This is a genomic window from Stenotrophomonas sp. PFBMAA-4 (genome assembly GCF_030053215.1).
In the GTDB taxonomy this organism is placed as follows: Bacteria; Pseudomonadota; Gammaproteobacteria; order Xanthomonadales; family Xanthomonadaceae; genus Stenotrophomonas.
The window spans coordinates 61,719-77,219 of the sequence record NZ_JASGBW010000007.1; the positions used below are offsets into that span (position 1 = coordinate 61,719).

The following is a 15,501-nucleotide window of genomic DNA, read 5'->3' on the forward strand; positions in this document are numbered from 1 at the left end:
TTACCGCGGGGCCGGTGGCTGCGCGGCCTGCTCCTGCAGGAAGGCAATCACCAGCGCGCGGCGTTCGGGGCTGGGGAAGGCGTTGTACATGCGCGTGCCCGGCACCACGTGGGTGGGCGACTGCAGGAAGGTATCCAGCGTCTGCGCGCTCCACACGAAACCGGCGCGGCGCATGCCATCGGAATAGGCGTAATCGGGCAGGCTGCCGGCGCGGCGGCCGATGACCCCGTGCAGGTTGGGGCCGAAGCGGTGGATGCCACCGGCGTTGACCGTGTGGCAGCCCGCACAGATCTCGAAGGCCTGCTGCTGGGCCTGCAGGCGCACCTGTTCGGGCGTCAGCGGTGCCGACGGCGTGCGCTGGCAGGCCGTGGTGGCCAGGGCGAGGGTCAGCAGCAGGGGCAGGCAGGCGCGCATGGGCGGGCAGGATAACGGTGTGCCCGCAGCAGCGGGCTGCGACATGCGGTCGCAGCCCGGCAGCCTCACATGCCCGAGTAGTTCGGTCCGCCGCCGCCCTGCGGGGTCACCCAGACGATGTTCTGGGTGGGGTCCTTGATGTCGCAGGTCTTGCAGTGCACGCAGTTCTGCGCGTTGATCTGCAGCCGCGCGCCATCGCCTTCGCCGACGAACTCGTAGACACCGGCCGGGCAGTAGCGCGCTTCCGGGCCGGCGTACTCGGCCAGGTTCACCTGCACCGGCACGCTGGCGTCCTTCAGCGTCAGGTGGCTGGGCTGGTTCTCGTCGTGGTTGGTGCTGCTCAGGAACACCGAGCTGAGACGATCGAAGGTCAGCACGCCGTCGGGCTTGGGGTAGGCGATGCGCGTGTGCTTGGCCGCCGGTTCCAGGCAGGCGTGGTCCGGGGTGCTGTGGCGCAGGGTCCACGGCGGGTTGCGCACGCCCAGCTTGGGCAGCAGCCACTGCTCGATGCCGGTCATCAGCGTGGCCACGGTCTGGCCCTTCTTGAACCACTGCTTGAAGTTCTTGGCCTGCTGCAGCTCGGCGTGCAGCCAGCTGGCTTCGAAGGCCTTCGGGTAGGCGTCCAGTTCATCGTGCTGGCGGTCGGCGGCCAGCGCGTCGAAGGCTGCATCGGCACACAGCATGCCGGTCTTGATCGCGGCGTGGCTGCCCTTGATGCGGCTGACGTTGAGGTAGCCGGCCTCGCAGCCGACCAGCGCGCCACCGGGGAACACCGTCTTCGGCAGCGACATCAGGCCACCGGCGGTGATGGCGCGGGCGCCGTAGCCGATGCGGGTGCCGCCTTCCAGGTGCTTGCGGATGGACGGGTGGGTCTTGAAGCGCTGGAATTCCTCGAACGGGCTCAGCCACGGGTTCTTGTAGTCCAGGCCGACCACGTAGCCGATGGCGACCTTGCCGCCGTCGGCGTGGTACAGGAACGCGCCGCCATAGGTGTCGTTGTCCAGCGGCCAGCCGGCGGCGTGCACCACCAGGCCCGGCTCATGCTTGGCCGGGTCGATCTGCCACAGCTCCTTGATGCCGATGCCGTAAGCCTGCGGGTCCTTGCCTTCATCGAGCTTGTAGCGCGCGATCAGCTGGCGGCCGAGGTGGCCGCGCGCGCCTTCGCCGAAGATCGTGTACTTCGCATGCAGGGCCATGCCGCGTTCGAAGGCCGGACCGATGGTGCCGTCCTTCTCGATGCCCATGTCGCCGGTGGCCACGCCGATCACTTCGCCGTTGTCGCCATACAGCACTTCGGCGGCGGCGAAGCCGGGGAAGATCGCCACTTCCAGCGCCTCGGCCTGCTGCGCCAGCCAGCGGGTCACTTCGCCCAGGCTGATGATGTAGTTGCCGTCGTTGTGGAAGCACTCCGGCAGCAGTGCATGCGGCGTGCTGCGCGCGCCGGTCTCGCTGAGGAACAGGAATTCGTCGCGGGTGACCTTCTGCTTCAGCGGCGCACCGCGCTCGGCCCAGTCCGGGAACAGCTCGGTCAGCGCGCGCGGGTCCATCACCGCACCGGACAGCACGTGCGCGCCCGGCTCGGAGCCCTTTTCCAGCACGCACACCGACAGCTCGCGGCCGGCTTCCACCGCGCGCTGGCGCAGGCGGATCGCGGTGGCCAGGCCGGCCGGGCCGGCACCGACGATCACCACGTCGAATTCCATTACTTCACGCGGGGGCAGGGCGTTGGCTTCAGCGCTCATCGATTGCATGACTCGTGGGTAGGGCCGGCATCGGGGCCACCGGCGGTGCCTGGGAATCGCGCGTGCGGCCACGAGCGAAACGGTTGTTTGAATGTGTCAGGGTACCGGGACGCGCGTGATCGAGCTAGATAGACGCCGTTCACCGCATGATTGCTGCAGCGCAGCGTAATGTCCCGGCCCCGGATGACCGACAATGGCCGGGTCCTGACTGCGCGTGAGTGCCATGGCTTTGCATCCGTACGATCTGTTCGATGTCCGTTCCCTGCTCAGCGAGGAAGAGCGCGCGGTGCAGGACAGCGTGGCCCGCTTCACCAACGAGCGCGTGCTGCCCATCATCGGCGATGCCTTCGACCAGGCCCGCTTCCCCGAGGAGCTGGTGCCGGAAGTGGCGGCGCTGGGCCTGCTCGGCGCGACGCTGCCGGCCGAGTACGGCGGCGGCGACCTGGGCGCGGTCAGCTACGGCCTGATCTGCCAGGAACTTGAGCGCGGCGATTCCGGCCTGCGCAGCTTCGTGTCGGTGCAGAGCTCGCTGTGCATGTACCCCATCTACGCCTACGGCAGCGAGGAACAGCGCCGCCAGTGGCTGCCGGCGATGGCCCGCGGCGAACTGATCGGCTGCTTCGGCCTGACCGAGGCCCACGGTGGCTCGGACCCGGCCAGCATGAAGACCCGCGCGGTGCGCGATGGCAGCGACTGGCGCATCAGCGGCAGCAAGATGTGGATCACCAGCGGCCCGGTGGCCGACCTGGCCATCGTCTGGGCGCAGACCGAGGACGGCATCCAGGGCTTCGTGCTGGAAAAGGGCATGGCCGGCTTCACCACCCAGGAAATCAAGCACAAGATGAGCCTGCGCGCCTCGCTCACCGGTGCGTTGTACTTCGATGACGTGCGCGTGCCCGACAGCCACCGCCTGCCGAACGTGAAGGGGTTGAAGGGCCCGCTGGGCTGCCTGACCCAGGCCCGCTTCGGCATCAGCTGGGGCCCGATCGGTTCGGCCATCGCCTGCCTGGATGAAGCGCTGGGCTATGCCAAGGAGCGCGTGCTGTTCGGCCGCCCGCTGGCTGCCACCCAGAGTGCGCAGATCAAGCTGGCCGAGATGGCCCGCCGGATCACCACCGCACAGCTGCTGGCCCTGCAGCTGGGCCGGCTGAAGGAAGCGGGGCAGCTGCAGCCGCAGCAGGTCAGCCTGGCCAAGTGGAACAACTGCCGCATGGCCATTGATATCGCCCGCGAATGCCGTGACCTGCTCGGCGGCGCCGGCATCACCACCGAACACGTGGCGATACGGCATGCGCTGAACCTGGAATCGGTGATCACCTATGAAGGCACCGAGACCGTGCACCAGCTGGTGATCGGCCGCGAGCTGACCGGGATCAGCGCGTTCTGAAGGTATCCGGTTTCCGGACGTGATACCGGGGAGCCGAGCGCGGGCTCGGCTCTACAGCAGCGTACGTGTAGAGCCGAGCCCATGCTCGGCTGCTTCCTTTCACGCGCCGCCGGCAAACCCGTGCTGGCGCCAGGCTTCGTACATCACCACGGCCACGGTATTGGACAGATTGAGGCTGCGGTTGTCCGGGCGCATCGGCAGGCGCAGGCGCCGGCCTTCGGGCAGGGCATCGAGCAGGTCCTGCGGCAGGCCGCGGCTTTCCGGCCCGAACAGGAAGGCATCGCCTTCTTCGAACGCCACGCTGTCATAGCGCACGCTGGCCCGGGTACTCAGGGCGAACAGCCGCTTGGGCGCGATGCGCGCCAGCGCGGTGTCCAGGTCGGGGTGCACCTGCAGGCGCGAATACTCGTGGTAGTCCAGCCCGGCGCGCTTGAGCTGCTTGTCTTCCAGTGCGAACCCGAGCGGTTCGACCAGGTGCAGCTGCGCGCCGGTGTTGGCGCAGAGCCGGATCACATTGCCCGTGTTGGGCGGGATTTCCGGTTGGAACAGGATCACGTGGAACAGGGGCGCGGCATTCATCGCTGCAGTGTACCTGCGACCGATGCCGCCTTTACGGCGCACGCCCTGCACGGGGCAGGGCGGACGCCGCTTACGGGCGCAGCAGGACCTGGGCGGTTTCGGTGGCCAGGGCCTGCAGGTCGGCAGCACTCGGGCGCACCTGCAGGGCCGGCAGGTTGGTGATGACCTGGTTGGCGACGCTGGTGGCGGCGGCGGCCAGGGTGGCGGCGTAGCGCTCGGCTTCCAGCTCGGCGGCCAGGGCCACGCGCTGTTCCAGGCTCGGGCGCACTTCGACGGCCGCCAGGGTGGTGATCGGCAGGGCGGCGGCGACCGGGGCGGTGATGAAGCCGCCGCGCTCGGCCAGCTGGTCGGCGCTGGGGCGCACTTCCACGGTGGCGAGGGTGACGATGCCGCTGGCCTGTTCCCAGGCCTGCTGGGCCAGCTGGTCGGCGGCCGGGCGGACCTGCACGGTGGACAGGGTCTTGATGGATTCGGAGGCCTGCACCGACGAAACAACCGCGGTGCCGGCAATCAGGGCGATGGCGATGGCAATGGTCTTGGCGTTCATGACGGGGCCTGTTTAGTGTTGGTGAGCAGTGGTGTGGTAGTAAGGTAGAACACCAATCCGGGGCATGCAAGGAAAATTTTCAATTTCCTTCTTTTGTTCAGCATCCAGTCATTTTGGATCTGAAGCCCTTCCTGGCGCAGGAACAACAAAGCAATCCCCGTGCCAACTTCACATCATTGATTTCAAAGGGTTTTGTAGGCGGTCTGGAGTGTCCGCGGGGCGGACACCTGTCCGTTCGAACCGCCGTGGACACTGTCCGGACGATGAATCCGGCCGCACGTGACCGTGTGGAAGGCAGGCCTGACGGCGCTGGGCGGCGGATACCCCCAGTGACTGGTGGCCGATACCGGCCCCCGCGCCCGCGCGCTAGGATCGCGATTCACCAACGTGACCAAGGACCCGGAAATGTCTCTCGCCCTGCGCCCGCGCACCGCGCTGCTGGCCGTCGCCCTCAGTACCGCCCTCGGCACGCTTGCGCCGACCGCGGCACTGGCGGCCAAGCCGGCCGCCGCCACCAAGGTCGATATCCCGTTCGAGCAGTTCACCCTGCCCAACGGCCTGCGCGTGATCGTGCATACCGACCGCAAGGCGCCGATCGTCGCGGTCAACATCTGGTACCACGTGGGCAGCAAGGACGAGCCGGCCGGCCGCACCGGTTTCGCCCACCTGTTCGAACACCTGATGTTCCAGAGCAGCGAAAACCACGACGGCGAGTACTTCGAGCCCTTCAAGCAGGTCGGCGCCACCGGCCAGAACGGCACCACCAACACCGACCGCACCAACTACTTCGAGAACGTGCCCACGACCGCGCTGGACATGGCGCTGTGGATGGAATCGGACCGCATGGGCCACCTGGTCGGTGCCATCGACCAGGCGGCGCTGGACGAACAGCGCGGCGTGGTGCAGAACGAAAAGCGCCAGGGCGAGAACCAGCCCTATGGCCAGGTGTGGGAAAAGATCAACCGCTCGCTGTACCCGGTTGGCCACCCGTACCACCACAGCGTCATCGGCTCGATGAACGACCTCAACGCCGCCTCGCTGGATGACGTCAAGACCTGGTTCCGCACCTGGTACGGCCCCAACAACGCGGTGCTGGTGCTGGCCGGCGACATCGACCTGGCCACCGCCAAGGAAAAGGCCGCCAAGTACTTCGGCAGCATCCCGGCCGGCCCGACCATGGCCCAGCCGAAGGTGGACGTGGCCAAGCGCGATGCCGACACCCGTGAAGTAATGACCGACAAGGTGCCGCAGGCGCGCATCTACCGCGCCTGGAACGTGGCCCAGGTCGGCACCACCGACATCGACCAGCTGCAGCTGCTGGGGCAGATCCTCGGCGGCGCCAAGTCCTCGCGCCTGAGCCAGCGCCTGCAGCACCAGGACAAGCTGGTGGACAACATCAGCGCCGGTGCCTATGGCTCGCAGCTGGGCTCCAACTTCATGGTCATGGCCACAGTGAAGCAGGGCCAGGACCCGGCCCAGGTCGAGAAGATCATCGATGAGGAAATCGAGCGCCTGCTGAAGGACGGCCCGACCGCCGACGAACTGTCGCGCGCCAAGACCGGCTTCCGCGCCGGCTTCATCCGCGGCATCGAGCGCATCGGTGGCTTCGGCGGCAAGGCCGACGCGCTGGCCGAGTGCGCGGTCTACACCGGCGATCCGGGCTGCTTCCGCACCTCGCTGGCCAACATCGACAAGGCCACCGCCGCCGACCTCAAGCGCGTGGGCGCGCAGTGGCTGGACAAGGGCAGCCACACCCTGGTGGTCGAGCCCGGCGAACGTGTCGCCCTGCAGGAAGAAGCCTCGGCCACGCCGAAGCCGTTCAACGTGCCGGCCGTGGATACGAAGTACAGCACCCTGCCGGAGCAGGTCGACCGCAAGGCCGGCGTGCCGCAGACCCGTGAGTTCCCGGCGCTGAAGTTCCCGGCGCTGCAGCGCGCCACCCTGAAGAACGGCACCACCGTGGTGCTGGCCGAGCGCCACGAGATTCCGGTGGTGCAGTTCAGCTACCAGTTCCCGGGTGGCTTCACTGCCGACCAGGGCCGCAAGCCGGGCACCGCCAACTTCACCATGAACCTGATGACCGAAGGCGCCGGCAAGCTGGGCTCGCTGGCCTTCGCCGATGCCGCCGACGCGCTGGGCGCCAGCCTGGATGCGGGCGCCGGCCTGGACTCGGTGACTGTCGACCTGTCGGCGCTGAAGGAAAACCTGGTGCCGTCGCTGGCGCTGTACCGCGACCTGCTGCGCGAACCGCGCTTCGAGCAGGGCGAGATCGACCGGGTGAAGGCTTCGTGGATCGCTGGCATCAAGCAGGAGAAGGTCAACCCGAACGCGGTGGCCATGCGCGTGCTGCCGCCGCTGCTGTACGGCAAGGGCCACCCGTACGCCATTCCGTTCACCGGCAGCGGTGATGAAGCGGCGATCACCAGCCTGGGCCGCGAAGACCTGGTCGACTTCCACCGCGACTGGCTGCGCCCGCAGGACGGCACCCTGATCGTGGTCGGTGACACCACCCTGGCTGAGATCGTGCCGCTGCTGGACAAGCAGCTGGGCGACTGGAAGGCCAGCGGCGATGCCCCGGTGATCAAGGCCAGCACCGCCGTGGCCGTGCCCAAGGCCGCGCGCGTGTTCCTGATCGACCAGCCCGGTGCGGTGCAGGCCAACCTGTTCGCCGGCCAGGTCGTGGCGCCGTCCAGCGACCCCGGCTCGACCCGCTTCGACATCGCCAACGGCGTGCTCGGCGGCGACTTCACCTCGCGCCTGAACATGAACCTGCGCGAGGACAAGCACTGGTCCTATGGTGCCCGTACCAGCGCCAGCAGCACCGTGGGCCAGCGCCCGTGGATGGCCATGGCACCGGTGCAGATCGACAAGACCGGCCCGGCCCTGGCGGAAATGCGCAAGGAGATCGCCGAGTTCGCCGATGGCAGCAAGCCGGCCACCGAGGCCGAGGTCAACCGCATCCGCAACATCCAGACCCTGAGCCTGCCCGGCGCCTACGAGACCGCCGCCGCGGTGGCCTCGACCATCGGCGCGATCGTGCAGTTCAAGCGCCCGGATGACTACGTGGTGCGCCGCAAGGCCGAAATCGAGGCGATGACCCCGGCGCAGGTGCAGCAGGCCGCGACCGAGATCAAGCCGCAGGGCCTGACCTGGGTGGTGGTGGGTGACCTCAAGCAGACCGAAGCGGCCGTGCGCGCGCTGAAGCTGGGCGAAGTGACCGTGATCGATGCCGAAGGCAACCCGGTCAAGAAATAAGGGATGTGCCTGCCCGCCCCGGCGGGCAGGCCTCCTGTGGTAGCGCCGGGCCATGCCCGGCGAGCGCGTAGCGCGGGATCTGGACGTCTTCGACGAACCGCCGGGCATGGCCCGGCGCTACCGCAGCCCGGCCCCGGCTACCCCCGATTCAGGCGGTTCAGGCAGAATCGCCCCATACCCTTCCAGGATCTGCCCATGCGCTTTCTGCTGCTGTCGTCCCTGCTGCTCACCGTCACCGCCTGCACCTGGGTGCCGATGGAACCGGCCGGCAAGACCGTGCGCGTGCTCCCGGCCGGCCCGCTGCCCGCCGGCTGCATCACCAAGGGCGAGGTCGTGGTCACCGTGAAGAGCAAGGTCGGCTTCTACAACCGCAACCCCCTGCGCGTGCAGGAAGAGCTGGAAACCCTGGCCCGCAACGAGGCCCCCAGCGCCGGCGCCAACGCCGTCCAGGCCGCTGCGCCGCCCGCCGATGGCAGCCAGCGCTTCGCCGCCTTCCAGTGCCCGCCGCGCTGAACAGGGACCATACGGCCAAGGCTGAATTCGTAAAGATGCGGTGAAAGCCCGGGGGTTATAGAATAGCGCCCCCTTTTGCCTGAGCCTTGGCGCTAACTTCGATGCTCTTCAAGAATGTCTCGATCGCCGGCCTGGCACACGTCGACGCGCCGCATACGCTGACGACCAAGGAAATCAACGAGCGGCTGCAGCCGACGCTGGATCGCCTGGGCATCCGCACCGACGTGCTCGGCGATATCGCCGGCATCCACGCCCGCCGCCTGTGGGACAACGGCGTGCTCGCCTCCGACGCCGCCACCATGGCCGGCCGCAAGGCGCTGGAAGATGCCGGCATCACCGCGGGCCAGGTGGGCCTGCTGGTCAACACCTCGGTCAGCCGCGACTACCTGGAGCCGTCCACGGCCTCCATCGTCTCCGGCAACCTCGGCGTCAGCGACGAGTGCATGACCTTCGACGTCGCCAATGCCTGCCTGGCCTTCATCAACGGCATGGATATCGCCGCACGCATGCTCGAGCGCGGTGACATCGACTACGCGCTGGTGGTGGACGGCGAGACTGCCAACCTGGTGTACGAAAAGACCCTGGAGCGCATGACCGCCCCGGACGTCACCGCCGACGACTTCCGCAACGAGCTGGCCGCCCTGACCACCGGTTCGGGTGCCGCCGCCATGGTCATGGCGCGCTCGGAGCTGGTGCCCGACGCCCCGCGCTACAAGGGTGGCGTGACCCGCTCGGCCACCGAGTGGAACCAGCTGTGCCTGGGAAACCTGGACCGCATGGTCACCGACACCCGCCTGCTGCTGATCGAAGGCATCAAGCTGGCGCAGAAGACCTTTGCCGCCGCCAGGATCGCCCTCGGCTGGGCCGTGGAGGAACTGGACCAGTTCGTCATCCACCAGGTCAGCCAGCCGCACACCGCCGCGTTCATCAAGAACTTCGGCATCGACCCGAAGAAGGTCATGACCATCTTCGGCGAGCACGGCAACATCGGCCCGGCCTCGGTGCCGATCGTGCTGAGCAAGCTCAAGCAGCTGGGCAAGCTGAAGAAGGGCGATCGCATCGCGCTGCTCGGCATCGGCTCGGGCCTGAACTGCTCGATGGCTGAAGTGGTCTGGTAAGACTCCCTGTAGAGCCGAGCCCATGCTCGGCTCACGCGCCCAGCGCGGTTCCACTGCGGCCTGACCGGAGAGCCGCCGAGCATCGGCTCGGCTCTACACTGCGCCGCGATTCTCCCTAGGTGCTCCGCATGCGCGATCTTCCCGGTTACCCCGCCCACCCGCAGCGTTTCGAGGTCCGTCCCGGCCTGTCGATGAGCTATCTCGACGAAGGCCCGCGCGATGGCGAGGTGGTGGTGATGGTGCACGGCAACCCGTCGTGGAGCTATTACTGGCGCACGCTGGTGGCCGGCCTGTCGGACAGATACCGCTGCATCGTGCCGGACCACATCGGCATGGGCCTGTCGGACAAGCCCGATGACCGCCGCTACGAGTACACCCTGCAGTCGCGCGTGGATGACCTGGACGCGCTGCTGCAGCACCTGGGCATCACCGGCCCGGTGACCCTGGCCGTGCACGACTGGGGCGGCATGATCGGCTTCGGCTGGGCGCTGTCGCACCATGCGCAGGTCAAGCGCCTGGTGGTGCTCAACACCGCCGCCTTCCCGATGCCGGCGGCCAAGAAGATGCCCTGGCAGATCGCGCTGGGCCGCCACTGGAAGATCGGCGAGTGGATCATCCGCAGCTTCAACGCGTTCTCGTCCGGGGCCTCGTGGCTGGGCGTGGAGCGGAAGATGCCGGCCGACGTGCGCCGCGCCTACGTGTCGCCGTACAACAGCTACGCCAACCGCATCAGCACCATCCGCTTCATGCAGGACATTCCGCTGTCGCCGGCCGACAAGGCCTGGTCGCTGCTGGAGCGCGCCGGCCAGGCGCTGCCGTCCTTCGCGGATCGCCCGGCCTTCATCGGCTGGGGCCTGCGCGACTTCGTGTTCGACCACCACTTCCTGAAGGGCTTCCAGGCGGCGCTGCCGCAGGCGCAGGTGCATGCCTTCGAGGACGCCGGGCATTACGTGCTGGAAGACAAGCACGAAGTGCTGGTGCCGGAAATCCGCGCCTTCCTGGACGCGAATCCCGTCTGAAGGATGTGCCGACCAACGGTCGGGCACCCACCCATTCCATCCCCGGTAGGTGCCGACCGTTGGTCGGCACGCCGGACTACGCTGCGATCGGGTTGTTATCGCCGCCTTCCCAGTCCGCTGCGGTCAGCGGGTCCAGGCCATAGGCGATGCGGGCCTTGTCGCACTGCGGGCTGGCCTTGCCGTACTCCCACGACGCGTCCACCTCGCGGCACACGCTGGGCCGGTTGGGGTGGATGGTGCAGCGCGAATACACGCCGATCTGCGCGTCCAGCGCCACGCAGCGCACGGGCTTGGAGTGCGTGCCGCGCATGCACAGGCGGTGCGGGTCCAGGGTTTCGGTCAGCTGGTGCGGCACGCCGCCGGGGGTGACCTCGTCCGATTCCATCCAGTGGAAGGCCACGCGATATTGGGTGCAGCAGGCGCCGCAGGTCATGCAGGGGTGTTGCATGGGCAAGCCGCCTCGGGCGGCAGTGGGAATCGGGAACGAGGCTGCGGATTTTCCACGAAGCGGGCGGCCGCGCAAGAAATTCCGTAAGCGGCGACAATGAACGGATGAACGGACCCTGCAATATCGCGGCGCGGCTGCCTGAACTGGCCCGCGAGCGCCCTGACCAGATCGCCATCCGTTGCCCCGGCCGCCGTGGTGCCGGCAACGGCATGGCCGCCTATGACGTCACCCTGGACTACCGCCAGCTGGACGCCCGCAGCGACGCCATGGCCGCCGGCCTGGCCGGCTACGGCATCGGCCGCGGCGTGCGCACGGTGGTGATGGTGCGGCCCTCGCCGGAGTTCTTCCTGCTGATGTTCGCCCTGTTCAAGCTGGGCGCGGTGCCGGTGCTGGTCGACCCGGGCATCGACAAGCGCGCGCTGAAACAGTGCCTGGACGAAGCGCAGCCGGAGGCCTTCATCGGCATCCCGCTGGCCCACGTGGCGCGGCTGGCGCTGCGCTGGGCGCCGTCGGCCACCCGCCTGGTCACCGTCGGCCGCCGCCTGGGATGGGGCGGCACCACCCTGGCCGCGCTGGAGCGCGCCGGTGCCAGCGGCGGCCCGATGCTGGCCGCCACCGATGGCGAGGACATGGCGGCGATCCTGTTCACCAGCGGCTCCACCGGCGTGCCCAAGGGCGTGGTCTACCGCCACCGCCACTTCGTTGGCCAGATCCAGCTGCTGGGCAGCGCCTTCGGCATGGAAGCGGGCGGGGTGGACCTGCCGACCTTCCCGCCGTTCGCCCTGTTCGACCCGGCGCTGGGCCTGACCTCGGTCATCCCGGACATGGACCCGACCCGGCCGGCGCAGGCCGACCCGGCGCGCCTGCACGATGCCATCCAGCGCTTCGGCGTCACCCAGCTGTTTGGTTCACCGGCACTCATGCGCGTGCTGGCCAGGCACGGCCGTCCGCTGCCGACGGTGCGCCGGGTGACCTCGGCCGGTGCGCCGGTGCCGCCGGACGTGGTGGCCACCATCCGCCGCCTGCTGCCCGCCGATGCGCAGTTCTGGACGCCCTATGGCGCCACCGAGTGCCTGCCCGTGGCCGTGGTGGAAGGCCGCGAGCTGGAGCGCACGCGCGGTGCCACCGAGGCTGGCGCCGGTACCTGCGTCGGCAGCGTGGTCGCGCCCAACGAGGTGCGCATCATCGCCATCGACGACGCGCCGCTGCCCGACTGGACGCAGGCGCGCGTGCTGGCCATCGGCGAGGTGGGCGAGATCACCGTGGCCGGGCCGACCGCCACCGATACCTACTTCAACCGCCCGCAGGCTACGGCCGCGGCGAAGATCCGCGAAACCCTGGCCGACGGCAGCACCCGCGTGGTGCACCGCATGGGCGACGTCGGCTACTTCGACGCACAGGGCCGCCTCTGGTTCTGCGGGCGCAAGACCCAGCGCGTGGAAACCGCGCGCGGGCCGCTGTACACCGAACAGGTCGAGCCGGTGTTCAACACCGTGCCGGGCGTGGCCCGCACCGCACTGGTCGGCGTAGGTGCCGCCGGCGCGCAGGTGCCGGTGCTGTGCGTGGAGCTGCAGCGCGGCCAGAGCGACAGCCCGGCGCTGCAGGAGGCCCTGCGTGCGCATGCGGCCGCCCGCCTGGCCGACGCTGGGCTGCAGCACTTCCTGGTGCATCCAGCGTTCCCCGTCGATATCCGTCACAACGCCAAGATCGGCCGCGAGAAGCTCGCCGTCTGGGCCAGCGCCCAACTGGAGAAGCGCGCATGAAGATCCTGGTCACCGGCGGCGGTGGTTTCCTTGGCCAGGCGCTGTGCCGCGGCCTGCTTGAACGTGGCCACCAGGTGCTGGCCTTCAACCGCAGCCACTACCCGGAACTGCAGGCGATGGGCGTAGGCCAGATCCGCGGCGACCTGGCCGATGCGCAGGCCGTGCTGCATGCGGTGGCCGGCGTCGACGCCGTGCTGCACAACGGTGCCAAGGCCGGTGCCTGGGGCAGCTACGACAGCTATCACCAGGCCAACGTAGTCGGCACCGACAACGTCATCGCCGCCTGCCGCGCGCACGGCATCGGCAGACTGGTCTACACCTCCACGCCCAGCGTGACCCACCGTGCCACCCACCCGGTGGAAGGGCTGGGTGCCGATGAAGTGCCTTACGGCGAGAACTTCCAGGCACCGTATGCAGCGACCAAGGCGATTGCCGAACAGCGCGTGCTGGCCGCCAACGACGCCACGCTTGCCACCGTGGCGCTGCGCCCGCGCCTGATCTGGGGCCCGGGTGACCAGCAGCTGGTGCCGCGCCTGGCCCAGCGTGCCCGCCAGGGCCGCCTGCGCCTGGTCGGTGATGGCAGCAACAAGGTCGACACCACCTACATCGACAACGCCGCGCTGGCGCATTTCCTCGCACTGGATGCACTGGCCCCGGGCGCGGCCTGCGCCGGCAAGGCCTACTTCATTTCCAACGGCGAGCCGCTGCCGATGCGCGAGCTGCTCAACAAGCTGCTGGCCGCCGTCGGTGCACCGGCCGTGGAAAAGACGCTCAGCTTCAAGACCGCTTACCGCATCGGCGCGATCAGCGAACGGCTGTGGCCGTTGCTGCGCCTGCGCGGCGAACCGCCGCTGACCCGTTTCCTGGCCGAACAACTGTGCACGCCGCACTGGTACAGCATGGAACCGGCGCGTCGCGATTTCGGCTATGTGCCGCAGGTGAGCATCGAAGAAGGGCTGCGCCGCCTGAAGGCCGCGTCGTGACGGCAGCGTCACGGCGCTGAAGGCTTCATCAGCCGCAGAGATCGCCATCACCGGTTGCACACCGGCAGATGCGCAGGATGGACCCAACGCCACACCGGCCGGACCACCCGCGAGGAACGCCATGCTGCATTACGCCGTCATCTTTTTCGTCATCGCCATCATTGCCGCCGTGCTCGGTTTCTCCGGCATTGCGGGCGCCGCCAGCAACATCGCCTGGATCCTGTTCGTGGTGTTCCTGGTGCTCGCCGTGATCTCGATGTTCCGCAAGCGCGGGTAGTAGAGTCGAGCTTGCTCGACTGCTTTTCCCGCTTTTTCGTAGAGTCGAGCCATGCTCGACTGCCCAACATCAGTCGAGCAAGCTCGACTCTACGAAAGCGGGTCGAGCGGGTTACACCAGCGCTCGATCGGCCGCGTGCCGCTCCAGCGCCAGTTCGATCAGCCGCGTGATCAGCGCGGTATAGCCCAACCCGCTGGCACCCCACAGCTTGGGGTACATGCTGATGCGGGTGAAGCCGGGCAGGGTGTTGATCTCGTTGATGACGATCTGCCCCTCAGCGGTGAGGAACACATCCACCCGCGCCATGCCCGCACATTCCAGCACCTGGTAGGCCTGCAGCGCGATCTGCTGGATGCGCGCCTGCGCATCGGCATCGATCGCCGCCGGCACCACCACGTCCGCGCCATCGGCGTTGATGTACTTGGTGTCGTAGGCATAGAACTCATCGTGCACCACCACTTCGCCGCAGACACTGGCCTGCGGCTGGTCGTTGCCCAGCACCGCGCACTCGATCTCACGGCCGACCACGGCCGATTCCACCAGCACCTTGTGGTCATGGCGCAGCGCCAGCTGCAGCGCGTCGGCAAACTCACCGGCCTGCTTGACCTTGCTCACCCCCACCGACGACCCCTGGTTGGCCGGCTTGACGAACAGCGGCAGCCCCAGCTGCGCGATCAGTGCCTGCACATCCACGCCTGCGGCCTCGTGGCGGCGGATGCAGACCCATGGCGCCACCGGCAGGCCCGCGTCGCGCAGCAGCCGCTTGGCCACGTCCTTGTCCATCGCCGCTGCCGACCCCAGCACCGGCGAACCGACGAAGGGCAGGTTGGCCATGCGCAGCAGCCCCTGCAGCGCGCCGTCCTCGCCCAGCGGGCCGTGCACGATGGGCAGCACCACATCGATCTGGCCCAGCGCGGTGGACGCATCCACCGGCTGCAGCTGTGCGTGGCCCGCGCCCGGCCGCAGCGCCAGCGCCGTGCCCGAAGGGCGCAACGCGATGCGCGCCGGGTCATCGGCATGGACCAGGAAAGTCCCGGGCTGGCTCAGGTGCCACTGGCCCTGCTTGTCGATGCCGACCAGTACGGGTTCGAAGCGCTCGCGATCGAGCGCATCGAGGATGTTCTTCGCCGACTGCAGCGAAACTTCGTGCTCGGAGGACATGCCCCCGAAGATGATGCCGACCCGGGTCCGTGCCATGGGTGTTGTCCTGTGCAACAAGGCCACACAGCATGAACCGCCCGGCCCGGTTCCGGTAGTTGCCAACCTTGGTTGGCATACCAGCAACAGCAGTGGGGTCAGAGCCCGTTGCACAGCAACGGGATCCGACCCCGTGCCGACCAACGGTCGGCACCCACCAAAGCAGAAGGCCGTTCCGACAGATCGCGGAAAACTGTCGAAGGCGGGGTGGGTCCGGTTGCGGGGGCGTGAGCCGCATGGATGCGGCGACCGAGCTTAC

At 68.4% G+C, this 15,501-nt stretch carries 14 protein-coding genes; 8 read left to right on the plus strand and 6 right to left on the minus strand.

Annotation, left to right across the window (positions count from 1 at the left end):
- Entirely contained in the window at nt 1–414 is a 414-nt protein-coding gene (locus tag QMZ26_RS06735; RefSeq protein WP_283220976.1) for a c-type cytochrome, read from the minus strand.
- 65 nt (nt 415–479) lie between these two features.
- Entirely contained in the window at nt 480–2,156 is a 1,677-nt protein-coding gene (locus tag QMZ26_RS06740; protein ID WP_283220977.1) for an electron transfer flavoprotein-ubiquinone oxidoreductase, read from the minus strand.
- 223 nt (nt 2,157–2,379) lie between these two features.
- On the opposite strand from QMZ26_RS06740, the gene QMZ26_RS06745 reads away from it, so the two are divergent.
- Nucleotides 2,380–3,543 carry an acyl-CoA dehydrogenase family protein gene (locus QMZ26_RS06745; RefSeq protein ID WP_108747742.1) on the plus strand — a complete coding sequence of 388 codons (1,164 nt, stop codon included), beginning with the start codon at nt 2,380–2,382 and terminating at the stop codon, nt 3,541–3,543.
- A 99-nt stretch (nt 3,544–3,642) separates the two neighbouring features.
- Here the strand turns inward: QMZ26_RS06745 and QMZ26_RS06750 are convergent, their stop codons facing one another.
- Nucleotides 3,643–4,122 carry a tRNA (cytidine(34)-2'-O)-methyltransferase gene (locus QMZ26_RS06750; protein WP_079224780.1) on the minus strand — a complete coding sequence of 160 codons (480 nt, stop codon included), beginning with the start codon at nt 4,120–4,122 and terminating at the stop codon, nt 3,643–3,645.
- A 70-nt stretch (nt 4,123–4,192) separates the two neighbouring features.
- A complete protein-coding gene (locus QMZ26_RS06755) occupies nt 4,193–4,669 on the minus strand; it encodes a hypothetical protein (RefSeq protein WP_283220978.1) in 477 nt (158 codons plus the stop codon).
- A gap of 405 nt (nt 4,670–5,074) precedes the next feature.
- On the opposite strand from QMZ26_RS06755, the gene QMZ26_RS06760 reads away from it, so the two are divergent.
- The 4 genes from QMZ26_RS06760 (at nt 5,075) to QMZ26_RS06775 (ending at nt 10,574) form a co-directional block, all read left to right on the plus strand.
- The gene (locus QMZ26_RS06760; protein ID WP_200732286.1) at nt 5,075–7,924 is read left to right on the plus strand and encodes a pitrilysin family protein; all 2,850 of its coding nucleotides are present in this window, start codon (nt 5,075–5,077) and stop codon (nt 7,922–7,924) included.
- A 195-nt stretch (nt 7,925–8,119) separates the two neighbouring features.
- The gene (locus QMZ26_RS06765; protein ID WP_079224785.1) at nt 8,120–8,437 is read left to right on the plus strand and encodes a DUF4156 domain-containing protein; all 318 of its coding nucleotides are present in this window, start codon (nt 8,120–8,122) and stop codon (nt 8,435–8,437) included.
- Nucleotides 8,438–8,538: 101 nt separating this feature from the next.
- Nucleotides 8,539–9,555 (plus strand): 3-oxoacyl-ACP synthase III, encoded by a 1,017-nt coding sequence (locus tag QMZ26_RS06770; RefSeq protein WP_200732287.1) that lies wholly within the window; start codon nt 8,539–8,541, stop codon nt 9,553–9,555.
- A gap of 128 nt (nt 9,556–9,683) precedes the next feature.
- Nucleotides 9,684–10,574, plus strand: a complete 891-nt coding sequence (locus tag QMZ26_RS06775; RefSeq protein WP_200732288.1) for an alpha/beta fold hydrolase — start codon at nt 9,684–9,686, stop codon at nt 10,572–10,574.
- A 76-nt stretch (nt 10,575–10,650) separates the two neighbouring features.
- On the opposite strand, the gene QMZ26_RS06780 is transcribed toward QMZ26_RS06775, so the two are convergent.
- Nucleotides 10,651–11,022 (minus strand): YkgJ family cysteine cluster protein, encoded by a 372-nt coding sequence (locus QMZ26_RS06780; protein ID WP_079224790.1) that lies wholly within the window; start codon nt 11,020–11,022, stop codon nt 10,651–10,653.
- A 104-nt stretch (nt 11,023–11,126) separates the two neighbouring features.
- On the opposite strand from QMZ26_RS06780, the gene oleC reads away from it, so the two are divergent.
- The 3 genes from oleC to QMZ26_RS06795 all read left to right on the plus strand — a co-directional run bounded on the left by oleC (nt 11,127) and on the right by QMZ26_RS06795 (nt 14,045).
- Nucleotides 11,127–12,785 carry an olefin beta-lactone synthetase gene (oleC, locus tag QMZ26_RS06785; RefSeq protein ID WP_283220979.1) on the plus strand — a complete coding sequence of 553 codons (1,659 nt, stop codon included), beginning with the start codon at nt 11,127–11,129 and terminating at the stop codon, nt 12,783–12,785.
- On the plus strand, nt 12,782–13,768 hold the full coding sequence (gene oleD, locus QMZ26_RS06790; RefSeq protein ID WP_079224794.1) for a 2-alkyl-3-oxoalkanoate reductase: 987 nt from the start codon (nt 12,782–12,784) through the stop codon (nt 13,766–13,768). The genes oleC and oleD overlap by 4 nt, the downstream gene beginning before the upstream one ends.
- 121 nt (nt 13,769–13,889) lie before the next feature.
- Nucleotides 13,890–14,045: a DUF1328 domain-containing protein gene (locus QMZ26_RS06795; RefSeq protein ID WP_004153593.1), complete on the plus strand. Its 156-nt coding sequence runs from the start codon at nt 13,890–13,892 to the stop codon at nt 14,043–14,045.
- 111 nt (nt 14,046–14,156) lie between these two features.
- Here the strand turns inward: QMZ26_RS06795 and ddlA are convergent, their stop codons facing one another.
- On the minus strand, nt 14,157–15,242 hold the full coding sequence (gene ddlA, locus QMZ26_RS06800) for a D-alanine--D-alanine ligase (RefSeq protein WP_283220980.1): 1,086 nt from the start codon (nt 15,240–15,242) through the stop codon (nt 14,157–14,159).
- Nucleotides 15,243–15,501 lie beyond the last annotated feature (259 nt).

Bases quoted from the DNA above. Each gene is read 5' to 3' on its own strand.
- QMZ26_RS06765 (WP_079224785.1), top strand. From the start codon at position 8,120: ATGCGCTTTCTGCTGCTGTCGTCCCTGCTGCTCACCGTCACCGCCTGC.
- QMZ26_RS06775 (WP_200732288.1), top strand. From the start codon at position 9,684: ATGCGCGATCTTCCCGGTTACCCCGCCCACCCGCAGCGTTTCGAGGTC.
- QMZ26_RS06735 (WP_283220976.1), bottom strand. From the start codon at position 414: ATGCGCGCCTGCCTGCCCCTGCTGCTGACCCTCGCCCTGGCCACCACG.
- QMZ26_RS06770 (WP_200732287.1), top strand. From the start codon at position 8,539: ATGCTCTTCAAGAATGTCTCGATCGCCGGCCTGGCACACGTCGACGCG.
- QMZ26_RS06745 (WP_108747742.1), top strand. From the start codon at position 2,380: ATGGCTTTGCATCCGTACGATCTGTTCGATGTCCGTTCCCTGCTCAGC.
- QMZ26_RS06795 (WP_004153593.1), top strand. From the start codon at position 13,890: ATGCTGCATTACGCCGTCATCTTTTTCGTCATCGCCATCATTGCCGCC.
- ddlA (WP_283220980.1), bottom strand. From the start codon at position 15,242: ATGGCACGGACCCGGGTCGGCATCATCTTCGGGGGCATGTCCTCCGAG.
- QMZ26_RS06755 (WP_283220978.1), bottom strand. From the start codon at position 4,669: ATGAACGCCAAGACCATTGCCATCGCCATCGCCCTGATTGCCGGCACC.
- QMZ26_RS06780 (WP_079224790.1), bottom strand. From the start codon at position 11,022: ATGCAACACCCCTGCATGACCTGCGGCGCCTGCTGCACCCAATATCGC.
- QMZ26_RS06760 (WP_200732286.1), top strand. From the start codon at position 5,075: ATGTCTCTCGCCCTGCGCCCGCGCACCGCGCTGCTGGCCGTCGCCCTC.
- QMZ26_RS06750 (WP_079224780.1), bottom strand. From the start codon at position 4,122: ATGAATGCCGCGCCCCTGTTCCACGTGATCCTGTTCCAACCGGAAATC.
- QMZ26_RS06740 (WP_283220977.1), bottom strand. From the start codon at position 2,156: ATGAGCGCTGAAGCCAACGCCCTGCCCCCGCGTGAAGTAATGGAATTC.
- oleC (WP_283220979.1), top strand. From the start codon at position 11,127: ATGAACGGACCCTGCAATATCGCGGCGCGGCTGCCTGAACTGGCCCGC.
- oleD (WP_079224794.1), top strand. From the start codon at position 12,782: ATGAAGATCCTGGTCACCGGCGGCGGTGGTTTCCTTGGCCAGGCGCTG.